The sequence below is a fragment of the Aliikangiella maris genome, from assembly GCF_040719265.1.
GTDB classification, from domain to species: Bacteria; Pseudomonadota; Gammaproteobacteria; order Enterobacterales; family Kangiellaceae; genus Aliikangiella; species Aliikangiella maris.
Map to the genome: position 1 here is coordinate 52,711 of NZ_JBFDAH010000013.1, position 25,925 is coordinate 78,635.

22 protein-coding genes are annotated in these 25,925 nt (G+C 37.7%); 18 read left to right on the plus strand and 4 right to left on the minus strand.

What is annotated here, in order from left to right; all coding sequences use genetic code 11:
* The first annotated feature begins 503 nt into the window (after positions 1 to 503).
* Complete coding sequence (locus ABVT42_RS13070; protein ID WP_353896263.1) at positions 504 to 851, plus strand: GFA family protein; 348 nt, start codon at positions 504 to 506, stop codon at positions 849 to 851.
* 236 nt (positions 852 to 1,087) lie between these two features.
* Here ABVT42_RS13070 and ABVT42_RS13075 read toward each other — a convergent pair whose 3' ends face one another.
* Together ABVT42_RS13075 and ABVT42_RS13080 are read right to left on the minus strand one after the other, a co-directional pair.
* Positions 1,088 to 1,891, minus strand: coding sequence for a hypothetical protein (locus tag ABVT42_RS13075; RefSeq protein ID WP_353896264.1), 804 nt, complete (start codon positions 1,889 to 1,891; stop codon positions 1,088 to 1,090).
* A gap of 184 nt (positions 1,892 to 2,075) precedes the next feature.
* Positions 2,076 to 4,892 (minus strand): class I adenylate cyclase, encoded by a 2,817-nt coding sequence (locus tag ABVT42_RS13080; protein ID WP_353896265.1) that lies wholly within the window; start codon positions 4,890 to 4,892, stop codon positions 2,076 to 2,078.
* A gap of 84 nt (positions 4,893 to 4,976) precedes the next feature.
* Here ABVT42_RS13080 and ABVT42_RS13085 point away from each other — a divergent pair, with 84 nt between their 5' ends.
* Positions 4,977 to 5,768 (plus strand): sensor domain-containing diguanylate cyclase, encoded by a 792-nt coding sequence (locus tag ABVT42_RS13085; protein ID WP_353896266.1) that lies wholly within the window; start codon positions 4,977 to 4,979, stop codon positions 5,766 to 5,768.
* Positions 5,769 to 5,804: 36 nt separating this feature from the next.
* Here the strand turns inward: ABVT42_RS13085 and ABVT42_RS13090 are convergent, their stop codons facing one another.
* The gene (locus ABVT42_RS13090) at positions 5,805 to 6,236 is read right to left on the minus strand and encodes a c-type cytochrome (RefSeq protein ID WP_353896267.1); all 432 of its coding nucleotides are present in this window, start codon (positions 6,234 to 6,236) and stop codon (positions 5,805 to 5,807) included.
* A gap of 403 nt (positions 6,237 to 6,639) precedes the next feature.
* Here ABVT42_RS13090 and ABVT42_RS13095 point away from each other — a divergent pair, with 403 nt between their 5' ends.
* From ABVT42_RS13095 to ABVT42_RS13170, 16 genes are all read left to right on the plus strand, one after another.
* Entirely contained in the window at positions 6,640 to 7,557 is a 918-nt protein-coding gene (locus ABVT42_RS13095; RefSeq protein ID WP_353896268.1) for a hypothetical protein, read from the plus strand.
* A 2-nt stretch (positions 7,558 to 7,559) separates the two neighbouring features.
* The gene (locus tag ABVT42_RS13100) at positions 7,560 to 8,156 is read left to right on the plus strand and encodes a PilN domain-containing protein (protein WP_353896269.1); all 597 of its coding nucleotides are present in this window, start codon (positions 7,560 to 7,562) and stop codon (positions 8,154 to 8,156) included.
* Positions 8,146 to 8,856, plus strand: a complete 711-nt coding sequence (locus tag ABVT42_RS13105; RefSeq protein WP_353896270.1) for a hypothetical protein — start codon at positions 8,146 to 8,148, stop codon at positions 8,854 to 8,856. Before ABVT42_RS13100 ends, ABVT42_RS13105 begins: the two co-directional genes overlap by 11 nt.
* Positions 8,849 to 9,169 carry a hypothetical protein gene (locus ABVT42_RS13110; RefSeq protein ID WP_353896271.1) on the plus strand — a complete coding sequence of 107 codons (321 nt, stop codon included), beginning with the start codon at positions 8,849 to 8,851 and terminating at the stop codon, positions 9,167 to 9,169. The genes ABVT42_RS13105 and ABVT42_RS13110 overlap by 8 nt, the downstream gene beginning before the upstream one ends.
* Positions 9,166 to 10,785 carry a pilus (MSHA type) biogenesis protein MshL gene (mshL, locus tag ABVT42_RS13115; RefSeq protein WP_353896272.1) on the plus strand — a complete coding sequence of 540 codons (1,620 nt, stop codon included), beginning with the start codon at positions 9,166 to 9,168 and terminating at the stop codon, positions 10,783 to 10,785. The genes ABVT42_RS13110 and mshL overlap by 4 nt, the downstream gene beginning before the upstream one ends.
* A gap of 21 nt (positions 10,786 to 10,806) precedes the next feature.
* Positions 10,807 to 11,700 carry an ExeA family protein gene (locus tag ABVT42_RS13120; protein WP_353896273.1) on the plus strand — a complete coding sequence of 298 codons (894 nt, stop codon included), beginning with the start codon at positions 10,807 to 10,809 and terminating at the stop codon, positions 11,698 to 11,700.
* Entirely contained in the window at positions 11,700 to 12,836 is a 1,137-nt protein-coding gene (locus tag ABVT42_RS13125; protein ID WP_353896274.1) for a tetratricopeptide repeat protein, read from the plus strand. The genes ABVT42_RS13120 and ABVT42_RS13125 overlap by 1 nt, the downstream gene beginning before the upstream one ends.
* A gap of 2 nt (positions 12,837 to 12,838) precedes the next feature.
* Positions 12,839 to 14,545, plus strand: coding sequence for a GspE/PulE family protein (locus ABVT42_RS13130; protein WP_353896275.1), 1,707 nt, complete (start codon positions 12,839 to 12,841; stop codon positions 14,543 to 14,545).
* Between the two features lie 4 nt (positions 14,546 to 14,549).
* Complete coding sequence (locus ABVT42_RS13135; RefSeq protein WP_353896276.1) at positions 14,550 to 15,782, plus strand: type II secretion system F family protein; 1,233 nt, start codon at positions 14,550 to 14,552, stop codon at positions 15,780 to 15,782.
* Complete coding sequence (locus ABVT42_RS13140) at positions 15,775 to 16,326, plus strand: hypothetical protein (RefSeq protein WP_353896277.1); 552 nt, start codon at positions 15,775 to 15,777, stop codon at positions 16,324 to 16,326. The genes ABVT42_RS13135 and ABVT42_RS13140 overlap by 8 nt, the downstream gene beginning before the upstream one ends.
* A gap of 92 nt (positions 16,327 to 16,418) precedes the next feature.
* Positions 16,419 to 16,883: a prepilin-type N-terminal cleavage/methylation domain-containing protein gene (locus tag ABVT42_RS13145; RefSeq protein ID WP_353896278.1), complete on the plus strand. Its 465-nt coding sequence runs from the start codon at positions 16,419 to 16,421 to the stop codon at positions 16,881 to 16,883.
* Positions 16,884 to 16,908: 25 nt separating this feature from the next.
* Entirely contained in the window at positions 16,909 to 17,346 is a 438-nt protein-coding gene (locus ABVT42_RS13150) for a prepilin-type N-terminal cleavage/methylation domain-containing protein (protein ID WP_353896279.1), read from the plus strand.
* Positions 17,347 to 17,362: 16 nt separating this feature from the next.
* A complete protein-coding gene (locus ABVT42_RS13155; RefSeq protein ID WP_353896280.1) occupies positions 17,363 to 17,896 on the plus strand; it encodes a type IV pilus modification PilV family protein in 534 nt (177 codons plus the stop codon).
* Complete coding sequence (locus ABVT42_RS13160) at positions 17,896 to 18,702, plus strand: prepilin-type N-terminal cleavage/methylation domain-containing protein (protein WP_353896281.1); 807 nt, start codon at positions 17,896 to 17,898, stop codon at positions 18,700 to 18,702. The genes ABVT42_RS13155 and ABVT42_RS13160 overlap by 1 nt, the downstream gene beginning before the upstream one ends.
* Positions 18,692 to 19,159: a hypothetical protein gene (locus ABVT42_RS13165; RefSeq protein ID WP_353896282.1), complete on the plus strand. Its 468-nt coding sequence runs from the start codon at positions 18,692 to 18,694 to the stop codon at positions 19,157 to 19,159. The genes ABVT42_RS13160 and ABVT42_RS13165 overlap by 11 nt, the downstream gene beginning before the upstream one ends.
* A gap of 395 nt (positions 19,160 to 19,554) precedes the next feature.
* A complete protein-coding gene (locus tag ABVT42_RS13170) occupies positions 19,555 to 21,531 on the plus strand; it encodes a collagenase (RefSeq protein WP_353896283.1) in 1,977 nt (658 codons plus the stop codon).
* Positions 21,532 to 21,702: 171 nt separating this feature from the next.
* Here ABVT42_RS13170 and ABVT42_RS13175 read toward each other — a convergent pair whose 3' ends face one another.
* A complete protein-coding gene (locus tag ABVT42_RS13175) occupies positions 21,703 to 25,779 on the minus strand; it encodes an Ig-like domain-containing protein (protein WP_353896284.1) in 4,077 nt (1,358 codons plus the stop codon).
* Positions 25,780 to 25,925: the final 146 nt, after the last annotated feature.

The window sequence follows — 25,925 nt, forward strand, 5'->3', positions numbered from 1 at the left end:
TTAATTGTGTTCAAGTTAACCGTATGAGAAAAATTACCAAGTGTTTTTAAGAAAAATCTCAATAAAATAGAAAAGACATTATTATTTAAATGTGTAGTAAAGGAAAGATTCCAAAGGCAAACTAAACAAGGTTGTTCTCTAGTAAAATCTGATTGAAATTTAATTTATATCTAACTTATATTTTTTGACGTGTATTTTGCTTATATTTTTATGTCGCTTTTTTAGATAAAATTTTTAAGCACTTTCACTAAGTGAGTGAAAACATCCTTGTGAGGCACTAATAGTTCCTTTTTTGCGGTAAACTTTAAATGCTTATTACTGACGACTTCGAACAAGATATTAATGGAACGACCAGTCAATTTAAATACCTCAGTTGAGATAAAAATAAATTTTTTTTACTATTCAGGTTAACACTTAAGATATTTTTTCTGAAACCAAAAAGCGTTTATAAAAAAGTAGCCTTTTGATATAGTCAATTCAACTAAAGTGTAATGAGTAAATAAATGAAACTTTCTTGCCATTGTCGTAATATTGAATTGATTGTCAGTAATAAACCAACACAACTAACCGAATGCAACTGCTCTATCTGTCGACGCTATGCGGCATTGTGGGGTTACTATACGCCTAAAGAGGTAGAAGTTACTATTAATCGGCAACCGCCGTTAGAGTACACTCAAGATGAAGGCGCTCTAACCGTAAAAATATGTAGTCAATGCGGTTGTGTCTGCCATTATGAAACGCTTAAAGAAATAACGCCTGCCAAGGTCGGTATTAATTTTCGCATGGCAGAAAATATAGAGGAATTAAAAGATATCGATGTTCGTTCTTTTGATGGCGCTAATTTACTTTAATTTTCGATTCGCTTTTTATTTTTTATAATCATTTTAATTTTTTGAAGTACTTCAAATCAATATGAGTGGCTTGAGCTAGTTGGCTTGAGCTAGTTGGCTTGAAACATTTTTAGCTAATATTTCGAACAAAACTATTACTTTTTTAGCGGTTCTCTTCAATCAGTTGTTCGTCTATTAAAAAGATTTGTCGCTTTTTTTAAAAATAAAAGCGACAAAAAACAATAAAATCTCGCTGACTAATTTGTCGAAGATTTCTCTTCTCCCGGAAATCCAATAGCGTAGGTAACGTTATACGGTCCCATATGTCCAACAGCAGATATTTTTCCAATTTCCCAACGATATCCATTTTTGTTAAGGTCTTCGGTAAGCTTTTCAAGCTCCTTGACTGTGTAGGTACGCAAGCATGACACAATACCATCCCACATTAAGAAAAATGGTGCCAACGGAATAATATAAGTAAATAAAAAGCGACTGAATGTCATTTTACCAACAAAGGGCGTTAAAACCAGTCCTCCTAAAAAGCCAGCAAACGGCATGGCAGCAATATTTACAGCACTACGCTCCGTATGCTCAAACGCAGCAATTGGTACATTTTTCTCCATTGCATCAGATAAAATTCGTTTTGCATCATCTGGTTTAAAATGGTGAAGGGCCGTAAAAATTGTGCGAAATCCATTTAATTCTGCTGGACAATCCATTGCACTGGTTGATTTTTCTAGATATTTAATTGCACCATCTGATAAGTCATGATTTCGCTCAAATGCATCGAGGTTTGGATAAAGGTCAGTTAAAGTTGCTGTGATAGGTTGATCAAGATTTTCTTTATGATTCGCAATCAGTTTAGGTAACGGTCCGCCACCCCCTGAGCATAAATCAACAATCGAACGGTAGCCAGTAATTCGCATCGCATCTAACAATTTTTGTATTACGGGCTGATATAAACGCGTACTATGAAAGACTAAATGATCGGTAATAAAGTTTCGAAACAAATGAGGGAACCACTTTTGATCTTCCCATTCAAAAAAGTGAACTCTAGCCACAGTAATCTCCTAATTTTATTAAGTTATTTTTAATTGATGGTGATAATTTGATATTGCGATATAGCATATACTAGTTATGTTTAGGCATATGATAATTTAAGCGAATTATTTAAAAAATTTAAGAATGAAAAAATTGAAGTGAATATCTCTAATTAAATAATTTTTTATTTTTTTGTCTCGTAATTTATTCTCGGCTGGCAATAAATGGATGCACGGCAACAAGCCGATTCATTGCAGACAGAATTTTATTTTCAACTTGCGACTTATAATCTAAATAATCCATGACGCAAGCATCATGAGATATTGCCGTCAAATCAATATCAGTAATAAAAATAGGGTAACTTTCACTGCTATTACGTTGTTTGAAAATATATTTAACTAGTTCTCGATATACCAGCTCACCATAATCCTGATAGAGGTATTGCTGTTGGTCGACATAAAAATTAAAACAGACTTTATTTTCAGTATTTAGTCGAGCGACCGCTTGAATTGGAGAGTAAATTAAGGCAATTTGCTGATTAGAAGGCTTTAACTTATTGAATCTTGATGTATGGTGATAAGTAGAAGATTCGGCATACCAAAACTGTCGATTATCCAACTCATTAATTCCGGAAGTTTTATCTGAAAGGGTAAAGCTAGCGTTAATTCGATAATAGATTGAATCAAAAAACTGCTGATAGTGATTCACTAAATGATGTACATTTGCCGCATTATGCTCACAATATCTAATGTAGCCAGAAATACTTTTGAATAAAACACCTATTTTTTGTGACTGCTTTTGGATTATGTAAATATCCAATCCATTTGAAACCGGTTTATTTAATATTTTAATAACATTGGCTGGTAGATTGATTTTTTGATCAACTTGATATTGTATGGTTTCAGCAACAAATTCACTTAACGATACCAAGAGTAAGTTCACCGTTTGATAATGATGAAACTTTATTTCTTTGCCGACAAAGTCTATGCGTAAAAAACCATCACCAATTGACATTAAAAATCGGGTAGTCTTATTTTTTCTGATACTATCAGTCAACCATTTATTCCATTGGCGAAACAAATCAAATACTCGCAACCTATGTTGACTTAATTCAGAGAACTGATAGTTAAAAAACAAAATTTGATTTTCAGTGTTAATGATAAATTGACGATGCTCTATGAAAAACTCTATCCAGGCAAATTCTCCTGCATAGTTTTTAGTGCAATATTCTCCCCAACTATTACTCCAAAAAACATTAAATTGTTGTAGTAAATTTAATTGATTTTTCCCCCAGCTAAAACTATCTTGGTTTTCACTGACAGAATAAATGCCCGACTGCTTTTCTTGTTCTAACGGATCACACATAGTATTCAAAAAGACACCTAATACTTGTGTCGTTGCTACTTGCGAAAAATTTTTCTCTTGTTTTTGAGCATGGTTAACCAAGCCAGAAATATCTCTCACCAGATGACGAGCTAATACATGGCTAAAAAACTTGTTATTGCTAAAAATTTGAAAGTTACTATTATTATTGACAATTTGGTTGCACACGCACCAAACTATCATTTCAAAAAAAGATGCCTCGCTGTTCACTGATTGACTCACTGAAAATTGCTCAGGCGAGATTGCTCCCATCAGTAGCTGCCATTGATTATGACTTTGATACACGGTTACCGAAGCTGCATTAATATTTTTGGCAATACCATGATTGACACAATCAATTTTATCAGTTCGTCGTTCAAAAGTCGCATATAGCATTCGCCCCAATGCGATCAGCTCAGTTTGCCCAACCTCATCGAGCACTCCCTGTACTCGCGCAAAATTCGAAATAAAGTGGTATGAATGATTTAACTGTCTTACCAAATCCACTCTTTCTTTTAGCACTTCATTGATCTGCCAGTTCACTCGATTATTCAAATAATCCAGACGATTTTGATTCCAGCCCCAACGTTCAACCAACAATTTTATCTGTTGATACCGCCAGTTTCGGTGATTTCCTTTATTGAGTTGAATTTTTATCCCTGTTTTCAAATAAAAGGCGCGACGTAAAAATTCCAGCCGCATCGCATCACCCTCTAAAAAAGATTCAGCGTAGCCTAGCATTAAAATGTAAGGATCTAGATTATTAAGATCACTTTCACCTTCGTGTACCCGTTTTTTGTACTGGTTTGAAATCAACCCGACTTGAGGCAAATATCGCGCATAAACTTCAAGTAGTAACAGTTTTAACGATGATTTATAGGGCGAAGCAATTGCTTTATATAATTGCCATAGCGCTGCACTTAAATATTCTGCTGGTGGAATACTGTCAATTTCGCCAAAATCAATCCAGTCAGAAGGTTCGATTCGTTTTTCATCTAACAAATGACTGGCATATTGTTGATAGTTTTCTTCCACAGGGATCAACCACCATAATGGCTGTCGACCACAAATCCATACCGCTGTTCGATAAAATTCATCCAGCAATAAATAATGCTGCGCATTACCACAGCTTTCTTTATCAAGCTGTTGTTTTTGTCGTTGCTTAAATTGATTTTGTTGCACCAGATAACCATTAAGCTCAACGCCTTTGGTCATTAACCAGTCGCTAATCAGTGCTGTTTTTTTAACCAGCTTTTGTTTTTCTTCTACCGCTAAAGGTTGTGCCAGACAAATCCATAAATCCAAATCACTTTTAATTGATTGACCTAAAGTTCCGGTGCTACCCATAAGAAATAGACCAGCAATATCAAATTTTAAATAGGCTCTTGATTTGTATTCGAAACTTCGACTAATTGTTTTAACAATTTTTTTTTGTAAATTATCGGGCGAGTAATTAGGTATGCCACATGGCGTCGCCTTATCGACATAACCGGGCAACATTGGGTGGTTGACGTGAAATAAAAGTGGCAGTAACTTAATACAATCAGCTTGGACCATGTTAAAGTTATCCAACATTCTAAGCAGGCGTTTTTCGCTCAAAGCAACAAAGTTGTTTTGAAGGTGTTTTAACTGTTTGGGATCGATTTCCTTAGAAGCCACTATATAACGCTTTTTTTATTACAACGACTATACTATTGTAGAAGCTAATCGGCTTTCACGAATAAATAATGTTTGAGTTTTTTTATGTCTATCGACTTTAACGAATTGCTGGAAAAATCACCGCTGAGCATTGTAGTTTGCGATGCTAAACAGCGAATTGTTTGGTGTAACGAGCAGTTTCTAACAGACACCGGTTTACTTGAAGAACAAGTAACCGGCCACCTTTATGCGAGTTTACCACTAGATGCCATCGATAAAGATGCGCAAATTGTTCAATTATTCAGCGAAAATACCCACGGTGATGTTCGCTTTCAATATTGGCATACGCCATTATCTCAAAACAATGGTATGCGCGCGCATTATTTTACCCGCGAACGTCAATCGGCCGATAAAATGAGTCTTGCAACAGCCAGATTCAGTGGTAAAAGACTACCTAAACGTGCCAATTGGGTGGAATTCCTTGATTATGAAGTCAGTCGCAGCCGACGTTATGACAACCCATTATCAGTTTTGAAATTACACTTAATCTTTTATTCTAAACCCGATTCAGTGACAGATGAAACGCTTGCTCAGACCGTCAATGATACACTGACCGATCAATTACGCTGGGCCGATATGATTGGACATACCGATCAAGGCTCTTATTTGCTTGTATTACCCGAAACACCAGAGCCTGCACTCGATGCCCTGCAAGAAAAAATTAGCACCACGCTAAAAAAACAGATGGGATTTATTAGTGAAAGTATCGACTTTCAAATTGTTTTTGGATACGCCTGCTGGCAAAAGCATGATGACAGTCAAAAGTTACTGCAACGAGCGAGAGAACAACTGGTTCGAAACCTTGAATTACTGCTAGATGATAAAAAGCCAGGTTAAACCTGGCTTTTTAATCGTTATTTGGCTAATAAGCGTTTATTTGAGCTGTTCAACCATATAATCAACTGCTTTTTTGATTTCATCGTCGCTACAATCAGTACAACCACCTTTTGCAGGCATCACCCCTGAATCACCAGTAAACCCATTAATACCGCTGTCATGTAGTGCTTCGATACCTTTGGCAATACGATCAGTCCAAGCGGCTGCATCACCGAATTTTGGTGCACCAGCAATCCCCATTCCATGACAAGTCGAACATTTTTGGTTATAAATGGTTTCACCATCACGGTCACCTTCGGCCGCTTGTACAACTGGCGCTTCGGCGACAGGCACATCATCACCGACTCGATAAATACTGCCAGAGGGCTTGGTGCGCTCTTTCACAGAATGATCACTTTTATGATCGGCAGAAACGGCGCTGATAAAAGTTACCACCAAGGCGGTTAAAAGAACTCGAAGTTTTAACACAATATGACTCCCCATCATTATTAATTTCTGGCAGGTTGATAATACTGATTTTCAACACATAATCAATTTTGGCGCAGATTATAGCCGACTTAGCCTGATTGATGAAAACAAATTCTCCCAATTAGAATCTCATTTTTTTATATTTCTAATAAATATGGTTGTTACGGACAAGAACTCTCTGCTACAAAATACCTACTGAAATTCTGTAAAATACTATTAATTCAAATATTTACTGCTTTTTTCTAATTATTTACTACACTTTTAATTAGGCTAAATTAATGCAAGTAGCGGCTTAAAACTGAGTACAATTAACCGTAAATTTTATCAATAAAGAACCTATTTTTCATATTATTCTGTAAAATACATTTTTTTATAACTTTTAGACTTACTTAACGAAATCACTGTGAAGCTTTTCTCTAAAAACAAAGCGCTTGAGTATGTTGTTGTGACAATAACACAGCAATCATATCGTATTCATCATTTGAAAAACCAGGATAATCAACTGCAACAACTGGCATTTGGTGAGTTTGAATATGAATCAATTGAAGCGCTTCAAAAACAATTCACCCGTTGGATTAGAAAAAGTCAGTTAAAAGGATTACCCTGCCGCTGGGTATTAAACCGTGAGCTTTATCAAACTTTTCAAATTGATCCGCCTAATGTTGAAACCAAAGAAATGTCAGAAGCCATTCGCTGGCAAATTAAAGATTTGATCGAACAACCGCTTAGCGATATGTTAGTAAGCCATTACCAACCCGAGTTCCCCGAGGAACAGAGGTCTCAACTCGTTGCTGTTGTTGTCGAAAAAGCATTAATTGAGGCTTTAATCGAATTAACCAGTGATGCAAACCTGATTCTTGAAGTGATTGATATTGAAGAGTTAACTATGGGACATGCCCTGCAACCTTATCTTGCCGAAGAAAAAGTTGTTGGTTATATTGGTGAAGATAAAGGCGGGTTAATGTTCAGTTTTTATCTTGGACACGCCTTGGCATTTAGTCGCTATAAAAAAGGTAAACATCTGCCTAATACACTTTTGGAAGAATTCAGTTTGGAAGAAGAAAAAGAAACACTCGAGGAAAGCTTTTTACTCGAAGCACAGCGTACACTCGATTATGTCGTCAGCCAGATTTTCAGGCGCCCAATTGACGCTATATTATTCCATCCGACAGCCAGCGAAGACAATTATCTGGCAGATATTTTAAAGCAAATCACTGAAGTAGAAGTGATTCTGGTCTCACCTGAAATTACCCAATCCAACCCCGAATGGCCACTACCCAGTCTGGCGGAGTCTGGGTGTTTGTTTCGGCAAGGAGACTAACCATGCAAACGATTAATTTTTATTTTGCCGAATATCGCCCTAAACCGCTGAGTTTTGATACCCAATTTGCGGCCATATTATTAGGCGTATCAATTCTGTCAATGTCAATTATTGGCTTTATTCAGTCGTCTCAGTTAAATCAATTAACAGCAATCAATCAGCTCAAAAAACAGCAACTCGACAAAATACAAGCGGAAACCATTCAATTACAAAAGCAGTTAAATCAAAAACAGACGCTTCAATCTCTTGACTCACAGATAGCCAACCAAAAAGAATTGTTAATACGGTATCGTCAGATCCTCAATCAGGTAGGCAATCCTGCACAAACCCAGTTGGTATTATACAGTGATGTTTTCAGTCAATTAGCCGAACAAAAGGATGCGGGCGTTTGGCTAACAAAAATTTCAATTGAGAAAAATAATCTGTCGCTGGAAGGCAGTTCTACCGAATCAATTTCGATACCTAAGTACATTGACCAATTAAAAACGGCTCCCGCTTTAAAAAGGCAGTTTGATGAACTAAAAGTTCAGCGTGATCAAAATAATACACAAATTATTAATTTTGCGCTGCTCAATGGGAGAATTGCCAGTGAAGGATAAGCTGATTGGACTCTCACACCAATTTGACCAGCAACCAGTCAGGATGCGACTGTTGATTTCGCTGTCTGCACTTTTGTTAGTCTATTTAACTTTTGACTTACTCTGGTTTGCCGACAACAGTTCAAAATCGAAGCAATTAACGCAAAGTAATCAGCAAATTGATCAACAAATTGCCCAGTTCAATCAAAATCAAATTGAAATAAGTGCCGGTATTTATAATCAACAAAACGATCCAAAGCGTAAAGAGCTAGATACAATTAACGGCCAGATTGACTCAGTTAAACAATCCCTAGAACAACGTGCAATTAGTTTAGTCAGACCAAACGCAGTGCCACAATTACTGAAAGAAATATTAAGTCAGTCTCAACGACTAAAGCTGATTTCAATTGAAAAACATGCACCAATAGCGCTATTTGAATCAACACAAACTACGGCTAATAAAAATACCTCGACGCAAAATGTATCAGTAAACAATAACCAATCGAATCAACAAAATCAGGTACAAATGTTTATTCATCCTTTTAGTTTAACTTTTACAGGAAACTTTAAGGACACTCAGCAATTTTTATTTCAACTGGAAAATATGGATAAAAAAGTCACTTTTGAACGAATTGAATATTTAGTTGATAATTATCCGAATTCGATCATTAAACTGGAATTATCTACGTTAAACTTAGACAGGAAATGGATAGGTGGTTAAATATTTACTGGTCATCATATTGAGTTGCTGGCTGAGTGGCGTTTATGCCAATGACCCAACTCGTCCATTGATTATAAATAAGCCACCCATCAATCAGAGTCAATCGCTGAATACTCAACCCAGTAAACAACTACTGACTGCAATTTTTTATCGTAACAACCAATATTTTGCCATTATCGACGAAAAAACTTATCAGAAAGGTGATCGATATCGGGGTGACAAAATCGTCAGCATCACTACACATCGAGTAACACTGCGCTCTTCCAAAGGCCTTTACTCGCTGAATTTATATGAAAAAATTAAAAAGCCATGACTAAATATCCATTTAAAACGACTATCTACACACTCGCTCTAACCAGTTGCATTTTGGCCGGCTGTGAAACATTTCAGCCCGCTCAACAAGAAAAAAATACGCTGGCAAAAGATACCATCACTCAAATACAACAAGAGCAACGTGCTCAGGCAGCACCGCCTGTTTCGCATCAGGAAATATTAAATAGCCTGTTACCCGAAGTTACACAGGAAAGTCTCGAACCCGAGGAAGATCGCTTCGATGTATCCGTTAAAAACATCGATGCACGCAGTTTTTTACTCGGCCTGGTTGATGGCACGCCATACAATTTAATTGTCAGTCCCGACATCAATGAAAAAATTACTTTGCAACTGAATAATGTCACAGTACTGGAAGTACTCAGAGCGGTAGAAAGAATTTATCCACTGATTATTGAAAAAGATCAAACCATGCTCTACGTGTCCTCAGCTGAAACCATGACGTCAGTTTATCCCGTAGATTATTTGAATTTATCACGGCAAGGTATCTCTCGCACCAGTATTGCCGGACAAACGGTTTCTGGTGGAAAAAATGATAGCAATCAAAGTTCAAGCGGCAATCGTAGCAATAACAGTGATAGCAGTACCGCGCTGTTAAATTCGAGCGAAATTACAACGGAAACTAAGGCTAATTTTTGGCAGGAACTACAAAATAGCTTGCAGCTTATTGTCAAAGATGAAGAAAAAGCCAATGTGGTGGTTTCTCCCCACGCCGGCATTGTCGTGGTACGCGCACTACCAAAAACACAGCGGCTGGTTGAAGAGTATCTAGGAATCACTCAAGCTAACTTGGATCGACAGGTTATCTTAGAAGCAAAAATAATTGAAGTGGTTTTGTCAGACAGTTTTCAATCCGGCATTGACTGGACTCAAATGAATACCGTCAATGATGGCGCCAGCCTTAAAATTACTCAGTCAGGTCAAGTCGTACAAACCGAAGCCAGTGAATTTCCCATGAATGGAATTTTTTCATTGCTGTATCAAGCGACATCATTTCAAACAGCCATCGATTTATTAAAAACCCAGGGCGATGTGCAAATTCTGTCTTCACCAAGGGTGTCGACCGTCAATAATCAAAAAGCCGTAATTAAAGTGGGAAGTGATGAGTTTTTTGTCACCGATGTTTCGACAACTACCGTAACCGGCACCAGTACCGCCACTACACCAGATGTCACATTAACGCCTTTTTTCTCTGGAATTTCGCTTGATGTAACACCACAAATTAATCGTCAAGGTGATATAGTTTTACATATTCATCCTGTAGTCAGTGAGGTCAATGACCAGAAAAAAACTCTGACCCTTGGGCAAGACCAATTTACGCTGCCTCTAGCGCTCACCAATATACGTGAATCAGACAGCATTGTCAGAACCTCAAATCAACAAGTCATTGTTATTGGTGGACTGATGCAAAACCAAGTACAGAATAAAGTGACCGCAACGCCGCTATTATCTGATATCCCCATGTTAGGTGAGCTATTTAAACAAAACCGCGAATCCGTTGTAAAAAGTGAGTTGGTTATTTTACTTAAAGCCAGCCTGGTAGATAAACAATTTAATTTTGACGAAATAAGCCGAATCAAAAAGCGATTTGAAAACTAAACTGGGAATCATGATTTCATTATGTACCTGTACCGCTTTTCAATGAAAAAACTGCCATTTGGTCTAACGCCAGATACCGAGCTTTTTTGTCCGCTGCCAACTTATCAGGAAGCTATCAATGTGCTGCACTTTGCACTCAATAGTGGTGAAGGATTGATTAAAGTTGTAGGCGAGGTAGGAATTGGGAAAACCATGTTATGTCGTCTGCTCATCAATCGTTTGCTGACTGACAGAAAAATTGCCTATATACCTTACCCAAAACTTTCAGCTCGTGAATTAAAATTTGCCTTGGGTAAAGAACTGGGATTACGTATTACCAATAATTGTCGCGAAGATCAGCTGACTCAAAAAATTCAAAACAAACTGATTGAACTGAATCGAACTCATGGCCCTGTAGTACTCGTTATTGATGAAGCACAACAACTGACCTCGGAAGGAATTGAAACGCTTCGGCTGTTTACCAATCTGGAAACTGAACAACACAAATTACTACAGATCGTCTTGTTTGGACAACCCGAGCTTGACGAATTACTTAAGCTTCCTGAATTAAGACAAATTAAACAACGCATTGTATTTAGCTATTGTTTAAAACCGCTTAATGTGCAGCAAACACGGCAATATGTAAACAACCGATTAAATCATGTTGGTAATAATAAAACTCAGTATTCATGGCTGGCAAACCAATTAGTTTTTCATTATTCTAAAGGCGTACCACGGTTAATTAATATCTTATGTCATAAAGCACTGTTACTGGGATTTGGCCAAAATAAGCAATCGATTAGTGCTGTTAATCTCTTGCGTGCAGCAAAAGATACCGAATCGGTCAATACACTAATCCAAAATAATCTCTCCCTTGTATTGGCTTTGCTGGCATTAATGATCAGTGGCTCTTCAATGGCCTTTTGGGGGTTTTGATGAGTCTCATTAATCAAGTACTTCGCGATCTTGAAAATAATCCAGTGCCACAAAATTCGCTGAAATTTGAAACCGTGGCAGCCAGCAAAAGAGATTATTGGCCGTTACTGTTATTACTATTTATTTGTGTTGCCACGAGTGTGATCATTTTTAGTTTCAATCTAAGCAACACAGTACAACAAGCTAAAGCCATCAGCCAACCATTACCTGCAAACTTTTATGCTGACAATTATACGGCAAAGAGCACGATACAATCTGAAAACATATTGTCTGAAGAAGCTATCAACTCATCAAACTCAACTCATCAAAAAGTAACAACTAAAACGTTTGTTGAGCCAGACACTAATAACACGCCAATGACTGACTTAAACGCGTTACAAACAATGCCATCGAATACAACACCTATTATTATTGAAAAGACACATCACTCAGAAGCAAAAAAAACAACCTCAACGACTAATCAATTGCAAAAACAGTCGCCGACAATGACAAATTCAAACAATGGAAATTCGGTTAAAACAGAGTTAATGCGTAACCCGCTACCACCTGCAGTTAAAGTCGAATCACAAACAACACAATTAAAAAAAGAACTGGCACAAATCAAAACTGACTTCTCAAACCAAGGTTTTGCATTAACCTTTAATGCCTTATTAAAGCTGCTTAATAGTAGTCCAGATTTTCATCCCGCCAGACAATACTTATTGGCTCTTTGTCAGAAAAACACGGCTTGTGACATGCCGACATTACTCGAACAAACACTTAAAAAGTTTCCACAAAGCAGTCGTTATCGTTTAATAGCAGCGAAGTATTTTTTTGAAAAAAAACTATTTTCACAGGCAGAAAGTTATCTATTGGTTAATATGCAAACCATGCAAAATCGTTCTGAGCTTTTACAAATGCGCGCATTAACACGCCAAAAGCTAGCTAAACATAATCAGGCTATCGCTGATTACAACTTGATATTACGTGAACAACCCAGACGGGGTGATATTTATCTGGCGATTGGCATTTCATTTGATGCGCTCGGACAATTTTTACAAGCCAAACAAAGTTTTCAAAATGCATTAACCGACAAGCGATTGTCACCACGCCAACAGCAATTTGCTGAAAATAAAATTATCAGCTACCGGAGTTAGTCATGCTATTAAAACGAGTCCGGTTGGGCGATTTACTAGTAGAAAAAAAAGTCATTACTGAAAAGCAATTAAATGACGCCCTTCAAGAGCAAAAGTCTAACCGCCGCCGCCTGGGTAAATTATTAGTAAGTTTGGGCTATGTCGATGAAAAGCAACTATTGATTTTGTTAGCCGAGCAATTGCAAATTGAATTTATCGATTTGGTCCGCTTTAAAATTAATACGCAAGCAGTTAAAAAATTGTCTGAAATGAATGCCAGACGATTCAGAGCCTTAATCATCGATGAAAAAGAAATGGAATATCTGGTTGCAATGGCAGATCCAACGGATTTGGATAAGTTCGATCAACTCCAGGAAAAACTCGATAAACCCATCAAGTTATGTGTAGCGATAGAGTCAGAAATTCTGGCAAACATTGATAATCTTTACCGGACCGACAATGAAATTTCGACACTGGCAGAAGAACTGGAAGGCGAACTCAGTGAAGACAGTTTTGACTTACCCGGTTTAAATGAAAATGTTTCAAACGAAGATGCGCCTGTGGCTAAGCTCCTGCAAACCTTGTTTGACCAAGCGATACAAATGAAAGCCTCGGATATTCATATTGAACCAGATGCAACTGTACTGCGAGTAAGAATGCGTGTAGATGGTCAATTACAAGAGCAAATCATCAAGGAAACCCGTATTGTTCCCGCACTGGTTTTACGACTCAAATTAATGTGTGGGTTAGATATCTCTGAGAAGCGAATTCCCCAAGATGGCCGATTTCGTATTCGCGCCCGAGGCCATGAAGTGGACATTCGATTGTCGACCATGCCGATACAGCATGGCGAATCGGTTGTAATGCGATTACTTGATCAAAGTTCTGGTTTACTCAAGCTTGAACAAACCGGTATCGAACCCAAAGTTTTGCGCGAAATTCGCCAGCTCTTAGCATTTCCACATGGATTAATTTTGGTTACAGGCCCAACCGGGAGCGGCAAAACGACAACACTTTATGCGGCACTTTCTGAACTCAATGCGCCAGAGAAGAAAATAATTACTATTGAAGATCCGGTGGAATATAAACTATCTCGGGTTAACCAGGTGCAAGTTAACAATAAAATAGGACTGACTTTTGCCAGAGTACTGCGAACGGTACTTCGCCAAGACCCCGACATTTTATTAGTTGGCGAAATGCGAGATCAGGAAACCGCGGAAATTGGTTTACGTGCAGCGGTGACCGGACATTTAGTGTTATCAACATTACATACTAACGATACCATTTCAGCAGCTATTCGACTAGCCGATATGGGTGCAGAGCCTTATTTACTGGCCTCTGGCTTACGCGGTGTTATTGCCCAAAGGCTTGTCAGAAGAATATGCAGTTTTTGCAAAGAGACTTACCAACCTAACAAGAATGAAATACTTTGGTTAAAAAAAGAAAGCAAAGAGATAGACGATAATACTCACTGGCATATAGGTCGTGGTTGCTTACAATGTCATAATACGGGTTATCAGGGACGTGCAGCAATATTCGAAATATTACTGCCAAATAACAAAATGCTTGAAGCCATTCGTAAAAAAGATTATTCGGCCTTTAGCCAATTAGTCAAGCAATCTGAGTTTTATACGCCTTTAAGTCGTTCAGCGATCCACCTTGCTCTCGATGGCATAACAACAGTAGAAGAAGTTTTACGGGTTTGCGAATCAATTGAGGAAGTGGAGTAAAATTTTGCCAGTTTTTGAATATTTAGCACGTACTTCATCCGGCGACTCAGTCAAAGGAACGATCGACGCCACCAGCAGCGAAGCAGCAGCCGATCGTTTGATTTCACGCGGCAATATTCCTATTTCGATAAAAGAAGTCGAACAAAAAACGAATTTATTAGACGCCGATATATCGCGCTTACTCATCCCTAAACGTGTCAAGCTGCAAGATTTGGTTATGTTTAGCCGGCAAATGTTCAGTTTAACTCGCGCAGGTATTCCCTTAACTCGTGCGATTGCTGGATTATTAGAAACGACCAATTCGCCAGCGCTAAGAGAAGCCCTTGAAGCAATCAATACAGATTTAAATGCGGGTAATAATCTGGCAACTGCGTTTGCCAGACATCCTCATATTTTTTCTTCGATCTATATCAGTTTAATTCATGTTGGTGAAAATTCAGGAAAACTGGAAGAGTCATTTAAACAGATAGCCGAATATCTCGAGTTAGAATATAAAACTCGCAATCGTATTAAAAGTGCGATGCGTTATCCAATGTTTGTTTCGCTAGCTATTCTTGCCGCAATTGTCATTATTAATATTTTTGTCATGCCACAGTTTACCAAATTATTTGCGGCATTTGATGCGGGAGAGCTTCCTTTACCAACGCGGATTTTAATGACAACCAGTGAGTTTTTTATTAACTATTGGCTAATTCTTTTAGTGGGGAGTATTGTCGCTGCTGTGAGTTTTTTACGCTATATCAAAACAGCTAAAGGAAAATATTGGTGGGATCGTAAGAAGCTACGGTTTCCTATTGTGGGTAGCATAATTTATCGCGCCTTATTAGCAAGATTTTCGCGTACTTTTGGCATGATGATCAGTTCAGGTGTGCCCTTAATCAATGCGTTAAACATTGTTGCCGAAGTGGTTGACAATGACTGGGTTGCAGAACATGTTAGAGCCATGCGTACCGGTGTTGAAAGAGGCGAATCAATTTTACTGGTGGCCAGTCGTACCGAATTATTTTCACCATTAGTTTTACAAATGATTGCAGTTGGTGAAGAAACTGGGCAACTCGATGAAATGCTTGATCAAGTGGCGTTATTTTATGAAGAACAAGTCGATTATGATTTGAAAAAATTATCAGATAACATCGAACCGATCTTGATTGTTTTTATTGGCATCATTGTACTTATTTTAATGCTTGCAGTTTATTTACCTATGTGGCAATTAACCTCTCAGGCAAAAAATGGCTAGTGTTTTACTTTCAACGAATCGTAAAAGCATTTATTTTTATATGGGTATTGTGGGTATTTTGGTGCCGGTAAGCTGGTATTTTTTAAAGTTTAGTGACCCGAATGTAATTAACAATTTACACCAGCAGACATTTCAATTAAATTATGCTGCGTTTAAGAGTGGAATTAGATTGGCTCATTATCATTTTTTGGCGAAGGATGATTTAGCAAAAAAAAATGGGGTAACAAAAAGCTCCACAGGTGAAAATCTGATTAAACAATCAATTGGGTTACTTCACTTTAATCAACACGGATTTCCAATTGCCATAAAACGTTATTCAGCCGATCAACAAACGCCTTTATCAGTCCAGGACTGTATCGACATTTGGGATAGTGTTTTAGGTCCATTAAAACCGAATCTATCGATTACTCCAACTGATACGGAATATTGGGTCAGACTGTCTTCAAATAATCAATGTATTATAGGTAGTCATACCGCTAACAACTCACAAATATCCTATGATGCGATAGTGGGAAAAGTTACATTAGCCACCTTAACAGACTAATTTTTATGGAAAAACTATTGGTTTTTACTACACTTCAATAAGATATTGTATTACAGCTCACCAGTGAGCCAGTTTAAACGGGGAATTTTAAAGTGAAAAAGTTAATGTCGAATAATCAAGGGTTTACTCTTATCGAATTAATTGTTGTCATTGTCATACTTGGCATTATGGCAGCAATTGCCGTGCCCAAATTTGTTGATTTGCAATCAGATGCGCGTGTATCCGTTATTCGAGGAGTTGAAGGCTCAATACGTTCTGCGGCTACGTTGGTCTATTCAAAGTCTCTGATTGATGGCACCGAGGCGCTCGCCTCTTCTGAAACACCTCCACCAACCGTAACAATACCAACCGGGACTGTTACGATTAATTTTGGTTACCCTACTGCAACAGCAGCAGGTATTGGGGCAATTGTCGATATCGACGGCGCACCATCAATAACTCACAACGGCACCGGGACTTACTCTTACAATGGACGAACCAATTGCCAGGTTGTTTATACTGCTGCGGCTAACGCAACAACGCCCCCGACTATCGTACCAACCACCGACGGTTGTTAGATTAGATTTATACCACTAATTTGAAATGTCAATAAACAGGCCGCCACCCAAACTGGCGGCTTTTACACTTTTAGAGCTGATTATTGTTATTGTACTGGTAGCAATTGTTTCGGTTTATATTATTACCCGCTCCGATTCCAGCAGCAGTTATCAGTTAGACACCATCGTTGAGCAAATTATTTCATCTGCCCGACTCTCACAACAATTGAGTATGAATGATAACACCCGTACTTTTGCCTTGTTAATTCAGTCAAATAGCATTAATTTAACGGCCGACGGTTCGCCCTTTGCTGTTGGCAATATCAGTTTTCCTATTAACTTTGGTTCACAAGTCACGCTCTCACCCAATGGCAGTATCAGCTTTAATAGTCTGGGTGAAACAACGGCGACCACACTCAACGTACAACTAAATCAAACCATACAAATTTGTTTTCGTTCATCAGGTTATATTGAACGATGTTAATTAAATTATTTGGACCATGCTAAACATTATTAACCCAATAAGAAAATATAAACAATCCGGTTATTCGTTAATTGAACTGATTATTACAATCGTTTTAACATCAATTACCATGGTAATTTTTTATGCCATTTATGCCCAAAGCCAATTGCGCAGTGTTTCTCCAGTTATTCAGGTCAAAGCAGCACAACTGGCTCAAGCCTATTTGGAAGAAATCAGTCTTAAAAAGTTCGACCATTTTTCACCTGCTGGCAATGCCAGCCCATGCAATTCACCCTCAGCTCCCAGTTGTAGCAGCAGTCTTGGTAATGAAGGTGAAAGCCGCGCACAATTTAATGATATTGATGATTATGAAGGACTGAACGAAAGTCCACCACGTGATGCATTAGGTAATATTCGCGCAGGCTTTAATGGTTTTGCGGTAAGTATTAGCGTTAGTTATGCAGGGAATGATTTCGGATTATCAGTGCAGGATATTAAACGCATCCAACTGACAGTTACCTCGCCCGAAAAAGACCAATACGTTTTTGCTGATTACAAAGGGAATTTTTAGTGAAAAAGTCGGTACAAATGACGGGGTTTTCGTTAATGGAACTGATTATCGTCATTGTATTAATTGGTATTTTAGCCGTCTCTTTTTCCAGTTTGATTCAATACTCAGTGTTTGGTTATATCGATGCCAAAGACCGTAATCGTTTCAGCCAGTCAGCCAAATGGCTAACAGAAAGAATTGCTCGCGAAGTCAGAGAAGCGCTTCCACAGAGTGTCAGAGTGAATAGTAGTGGCAACCTTCATTGTGTTGAAATAATGAATATCGTTAATGCTTCAACCTATTTGAACTTACCGGCAAATGGCAGTATTACCAGTTTTGATGCGGTAAAATACGATATCAGTTTTTCGCCCGACCTGTTGGCAGCGATTATGCCAATCGATACAAATGATCTTTATAGTAATAATGGTGTGCTGGCAAATATCGCATCGATTGTCGATAATGGGAACCAAGTAACCATTAATCTGGCTGGACCAACAATATTTAATCGTCGCTCACCGCAAAATCGTTTCTATTTGTTAAACTCGCCGGTTTCATTTTGCTTAAATAACACAAACGGACAACTTACTCGATACAGCAATTACGCCTTGGCGGCTAGTCAACCAACCCCACCAACGTCGGCCAATAGTGAACTAATTGCAGAAAACATTACCGTTAACGGAACAGTATTTAATTATCAACCAGGAACACTCAGCCGAGCAGCACTTTTACAAATGAACTTTCGTTTGCAAAATCGAGGACGTAACCTGAATGGCAATGCAGAATCTTTCGATGTTTTTCACGAGGTACATATTCGCAATGTGCCTTAATCATCATCAGACTCCTAATTTATATATTGCTCATAAAGCAGCATTATCAAAATTTGCTGATAGAAAACTTACTTATGGCTTTAGTATGACTTTCCTATTATTTACTATTGTAATTATCAGCTTACTAGCAGCAGGTCTGGTGCGACTTAACTCACAATCTGTGATGACGAATGCCCAACAAGTCATTGCAACTCGAGCCTTCTTTGCCGCGGAATCAGGTGCTCAATTACAAGCACTACAAATTTTTCCGGTCGCAGGTGGTAGTGGCGCATGCAGCAATCAGAATTTTAGTTTTAATACTTCGGGGTTAAATGGTTGCCAAGCTAATACAACCTGCAATGCCATTACAATTAACGGCATTAATTATTTTCAAATAATCAGCCAAGGTCAATGCAATTTGGGCACACCTCTCCAATCCAGCCGAACAATTGAAGTAAGATTACGCGAGATCAATTAACATACTTCTGCATAAAGTAACTCAACAATAACATCTGTCAACCAACTTCACGGATGTCTTTCAATTGAGTCAGCCAAATAACAGACAATGGACTATTGTTAATTCGAGCAATCCACTTAAGCTTTTAAATCCTTTCGTTCAATGTAACAAATAACTTAAAAAAATTCCTTATTTTCAAAATTAAATCTTTTCTTCAATTAATTAATAACAAGGTTTTACGAAAAACTATTCATTAAAAACAACCTTATACACATTCTCAAAATTGAATGTTGATAATTTTATATTCTTCATAATTATCATCTTAATTATTCAAGTTGGTAGAATTAGTCCTGTTTTTCATGGCAACATAACAACTAGCAAAGATTGAATAATAAAATTAACGGGAGATCACATCTATGAATTATCACCAAGTATTCTTGGTTTTATTATTGCTAACGCTTCTTGTTGCCTGTGATGATCAGGCGCAAGATTCAGTTACTCGACTCAGATTGCAAGAAGTCAGATCACAAGAAGTTAGTACAGATAAATCTGAGGTAAAAGAAAACACTCAACAAACACAGGTTAACCAAAATAAATTAAACAAGGAAGTTGCAGATGAGTCAGTTAAGCCCGTAAAAAAGGTTTCACTCAAGTATTTTAACGATTCAAAAGATTTTACTGAAAATGTTACCTCATTACTCAGCAGTCAGCTCGATTATTGGCAACCAGCGTTTAATCATGCCGCAAAAGCTCGTTTGCAAGATGTTAGCAAAGCAATTATTTATTTCGCTCAAAATGACAAAATTGACAATCCAAATTTGGATCATTTGCTTTATTACCTAAGAGCCTACAGCTACTTTGGTCCCATCGATACATTGCAAGCCGCAGACTGGCAGGCACTAGATGAAGCTTTACTTGCGGTAGCCAATATGCCGGATTTTCATGCCGCTAACGATGCAGCATTGCGTATAAATGAACACTATGTTGTCAGTTTATATCGCTACTATCCCGAAGAGAGAATGCAAGCTCGCTTTCAACCACATATTGATCATTTAAATCGACTCTTAAATCATTTATCTAAACAAAATATGCAAAGCAAACAGTTTGATTTTACCTTATGGGAGACATTGCGTAGTTTTGGTTTTTTACCCTATTTTTCTTCACGAGCAAAAACTGAAGATTTGAAAAAAATACTCGCGAATGATCAATCGCTAACAAATACCATCATAGCATTTGCCAATAGTCAAAATATCATACGAAAAAAAGATCAATGGCCATTGAAAAATATTTTTTGGATTTTAGCGCAAACGTATCGAGTGATTGATGATAAAGCAAAAGAAAAAATGGATAAAACCGCTTGGCAAGTCGCCAAAGGAATAAAAGACTCAACCAGCTTACTAACTGCTAAAACATTTTTCACTCAAGTTTACTTAGTCAACACTTATCGCGGCAAATCGGAATGTGAAAAAAAAGATAGTTTTTTAAATAATAAATGTCTATACCCAACCGAACAAGAAGCCTTACCAATTAAACACACTTGTTCAGAAACAATTTTTATTCGTGCTCAAGCGATGACTGAGAAAGATCTCAAAACAACCTGTCGTAAATTAACAGACAAAGAAGATTTTTTTCATCAAACTTTAAAAACCAATCGTCAGCCAGTTCCGAATGATTTTAATCAGTTATTAAGAGTTGTTATTTTTGATCATCCCGCACAGTACAATATCAATGGCCAGTTAATTTTTGATATTGGCACTAACAACGGCGGCATGTATATTGAAGGTACACCACAAAACCCAGAAAATATTCCTTCATTCTATTCTTATGAAGCTCATTGGTTGCGTCCTGAATTAGTGGTATGGAATTTAAGTCACGAATATATTCATTATCTTGATGGTCGCTATGTTAAATACGATACTTTTGGACATTTTAAATCGCATATTGTCTGGTGGACTGAAGGACTGGCTGAATATATTTCTAAGCAGGGAGAATATAATGAGCGAGCAATGCGATTATTAGCAGAAACAGCGGAGAACAAACGCCCAACTCTTCAACAGATTTTTAAAACAGCCTACGCTGATGGTGTTGAATTTACTTACCAATGGAGTTTTTTGGCACATGTCTATTTGTGGCAACACCATGCAGATGATATGTTAAAACTCAAACACTTTTTAACCACGGACTATTTTGATGGTTATAAAGAACATTTATCTAAAATGGAAAGGCATCAAGCAGGTTTCGCTCAATTTTTACAAAAAACTTTTGAAACAATTGATCAGCAAAAGCTTGCTAAAGAAGGTGATGGTCCGCGCAAGCTTTATCATTATGCTTACCGCCCTTATTTAACACCAGCTTACTTAACGATGAATTCGCAACATCAGCATCATCAATAACAAAGTAAATTAATAGGTGAGCAGGTTAAATACTCACTTACTTCTACTCAATTTTCAGAGAAATCAGTTACAAAAAAGAGTGCTAAAAATAAACTTTTAGCACTCTTTAAAATGACTTTATCTGTTTTTTTAAATCAATTGAATTAACAATCTAAAATTTACTCAGTAAAGTTATAATGATATTTCATCACCATCTTTAACACCATTGCCATTGGTATCTGGATTATATGGATCTGTTTTTGCCTGATACTCTTGTAAATTAGTTAAACCATCATTATCAGAATCTAATTGGCTGTCATTTGCATTATTATCGTCAAAACCATAATGTTGCTCCCACCAACCAGGAATGCCATCTGCTTCACTGTCTGTCACTTCTAAAGGCGTTAGCTCAACACCCAAATCAGTTTTAACTACGGCAATGATATCACCTGAATCTGGCACTACATTTACAATATCACCATTGAGTATCAATTTTCCTTTTTCGTCATAATTGTCAGCATCCAGAAAACGTACGCTTGTTCGATGATAAGTTACCATAAAATCACTCAACCACAATAGTGCATTATATCGTGTATTAATACTATCTACCTTAGTCATGCTACTAGCGTCAAAAATACTGCCAGTGCTTAAAGCGAATTGTGTTTTGTCATAGGAGAACGCTAACCCACTGGTGTGTCCTAAATTATTATAAAATGATTTACCAGTTGCGGATATTTTTCCTGTTTGTTGGTCAATATCGATAAAGTTCAACTCAATTGGGCTATCTGATACTCTAAAATAGACAACTCTTTGCATTGCTTCGTTCCAGTAAAATGATGCATACTCCACATTGATTGCTTGGCTATCAGTAACTGCACCATTCTCGTCAATGACAAAGTAATGGCCTATCCAACCAAAGTAATGCTCTTCTACCGCTAAAGTGTAATTACCAACATCCATTATTTTAGCGGCGCTTCTGATTAAACTGGTATAACTTTGTTCAGTACTATTAGGTGTTGCTGAAATCTGACGAATCAATCCATTATCATAATTTAAGTAGAGTTGTTTTCTGCTTTTAGAGATTGTCATGCTCCAAGGTGTATCGTAACGAACACCGTTATCAAATCCAATGATTAACGGATTTACATAACGCTTTTCAGCAATCGACCAACGATAGATACGTGCATTTTCACTATCAAGCAAATAAATCATATCATCCGTATACTGAATATCGCTTGGGTTATAATTTGGAATGGTGCTCGAATAATCACACTGATTGCCTTGACCATGTTCAGATAAATAACAAGCTGAATCAAGCGGATAGGCATCCAAGGTTAATTGACTGTTTAACTCTGATTGAGTATAGCCTTCATTCCAACTATCAGGATAACCGTCATGGTCGGTATCAATTGCAGCGGCAGGATCATTAGGGAATCCATCTGCGACATTAGGGATACTATCACCGTCGACATCATCATTAGCCGTGAATTGAGTAATATTTAATACACTTTTTTGGCTAGTTAAAATTAAATGGCTATTACCGGTGGATACCGTCGCCACAAATTTTTCTGCCATTGTATAGCTCTCTAAAATATCACCTTGCTGACTAATTCTTTTAAGTTGCGTCTGTGAACCAGCATCATTAATAACGACCGTTTGTGATGCAGGTAATGCAAATATTGCATCAAAGTATTGTCCTGTTCGAGCTTGCCAGTTTAATGAGGTTGCATTAATAATATCGCCATTACCATAATAAACATGTGCGCCATCAACTGATACAGTGAAAGGTGCAAAAAAGATATAGCGAGAATCTGGTACAGGAACATTGATTTCCTCTTCAGAAACAGCGCCCGTTGATTGATCAATCACCTTATAACGTGCTGACAATATTGAGTTTCTATCAACAAAATAAGCGCGGCTTTTATTCTCATCCCAGTGATAGCGACGAGAGTCATTACCCGAATAAGATCCAGCATTAAAAGAATTACCATTCTTACTATAAACTCTTGAATTTTGAGCACTGTCAACCATTAAATAGTTTCCAGCAGCAAGTAATTGGGTAATTGCACCACTTGCCGAATCTAAAATCTGTTCTACTTGAGTATTTTGTCGATCAAGATAAGTGATCAGTCCATTATCATATCCAAGATAAATTCGATCATGTGATGGCACATATTCAAACAGAGTAGGATAGCTGCCTGAAATTCCTGCAAGCTCAATCGGCGTTTCAAAATGTTGACTTACCAGATTGTAAGGCACTAATAAATTTTCACTTTCAACATGAAAATAAATCAGTTCATCATCAATAGTCACGACTGATTGACTATTTTGTTGGCCAAGCAATTCTGTATAGCAAGCGCCATTGCGAGCGTCGGATAATTTGTGACAGTTGATATTGTTTGGTAATTCATCCGCATTATCACCAACGCCATCTTCATCAGTATCAGCCCACTCAGTTGGATCTAATGGAAATGCATCTTTTGAATCAACTACACCATCATTATCATCGTCAGCATCCGCATTATTACCTAATCCATCCTTATCACTGTCAATCCATTCCGTGTTATCTAACGGGAATTCGTCATCGATATCATTGACATTGTCTCCGTCTGAATCGCTCGTTCGACCACAACCTGTTTGTGGATTAACAATTTCGCCAGGCAGAGTATTGGCACATAAATCGATCACATCTGGTACACCATCATTATCGGTATCTCCGTCAGGCGCATGTGTAACATTAATATAAAAAGCTTGGCTGTTAATACCACCTAAGTCATTTGCAACGGTCAATACAACCAAATGTTGACCTAATTGATTTTCAGTTGGTTGCCAGCGAACAATACCAGTTAGACTATCAACCATCATGCCTTGTGGCTGTTTCACCAAGCGAAAACTATGTGTCAAGTTTTCATCTGCCGCAACCGCGCGATACAAATAAGCATATTCAGCATAAGCTTGCTCGACAGGCTCACTGATAATTTTCGGCAGCTTGTCTCGCTCAGTTAATAAACTGACTGTGGCAATATTTGAAAACTGATTTTGAGCACTAACACTGAAAGTAAAACTATCAGCAGAACCCAATGCTGCATTAGGTGTATAAGTATAAACCGGACCAGAACCAGAAAGCGTTCCAAATTTTGGCGCTTGTTCAAGGTGGTAAGTTAGATAATTATTTGCTGCATCTAAAGCTCTAACACGAATTTGGGTAGGTTCGTTCAAAGCAACCACATGTTCTGACGCATAAGCAGTTGGCGGTGCAGTCGTGGCAACATCAACCTGTAAGTAATAGGCTTGTGTATCAACTAACCCCGTTGTGTCAGTCGCTAAAACGACAACCGGATAAGTCGCACTTAATCCAGAAGATGGTGTCCAATTGATCATGCCACTATTGACATCAATTTGCATTTCTCTGGGACCTTCAATTAGCTGATAAGTCACATAATCATTGGCATCATAATTTTCAGCAACAACCTGATACTGATAAGCCATACCGGCATAAGCATAAACCACGGGGTTACTGACAATAACAGGGGCTTGTGCAATATCGCTAACAGTTAATTCAAAAGTTTGTATATCACTTTTACCTTCATCATCGATTACCGCAATCGTAACAGTATGTATCCCCACGTGACTGCCATTGGGGTTCCATTGAACCAGTCCTTCTGCAGCATCGATCGTCATACCTTGCGGTGCACTAGTCAAATAATAAGCTAGCGGATCATTATCGATATCACTGGCACTTATTTGATAAAGATATTGATTACCCTCTTGAATGACAGTTAAAGGATTGCTATCAATTATGGGCGCATGATTGTTTGGATTGTTCTCACTAACAATAATTGTCGCGGTGGCTGTATTGGAAAAGAGTGAGCCCGCACTGACTGAAAATTCAATATAATCAACACCAATGAATCCTACATCAGGCGTATATCGGTACTGCGGTCCATAACCCGATATCACGCCGTGTTGGGGTGCTGTTTCTAAGTGAAAAGTCAGATAATCACCCTCTGCATCAAAAGCACTGACACGAATTGACGTCGTTACATCTTTTTCAATTTGGTGAGTACTATTATATGCCACTGGTGCAGTATCACTGGCTAATGAAAATAACCAAGGTGAAATAGGATTGGTTAATGTTGATTGAGTTTTATTTTGTTGAGTTGATGATGTTAAATATTGTGTGCTAAGTTGATTTGATTCTTTAGCAGAAATCGTTACAGCGAATAACATTGCCAGATTAATACCTAGCAAACGTATAAGCGCATTCATAAAATTCTCCCTATAAATATTGTGAAAAAGTTTCAACAATTTACGTGAAACAATTAATTTTGATGCTGGTGTTACTTTTCTTTTTTACAAATCATTTTGTACAAAATCTTGATGTACATTTTTATCTAGATCTTGGCAACTTAACC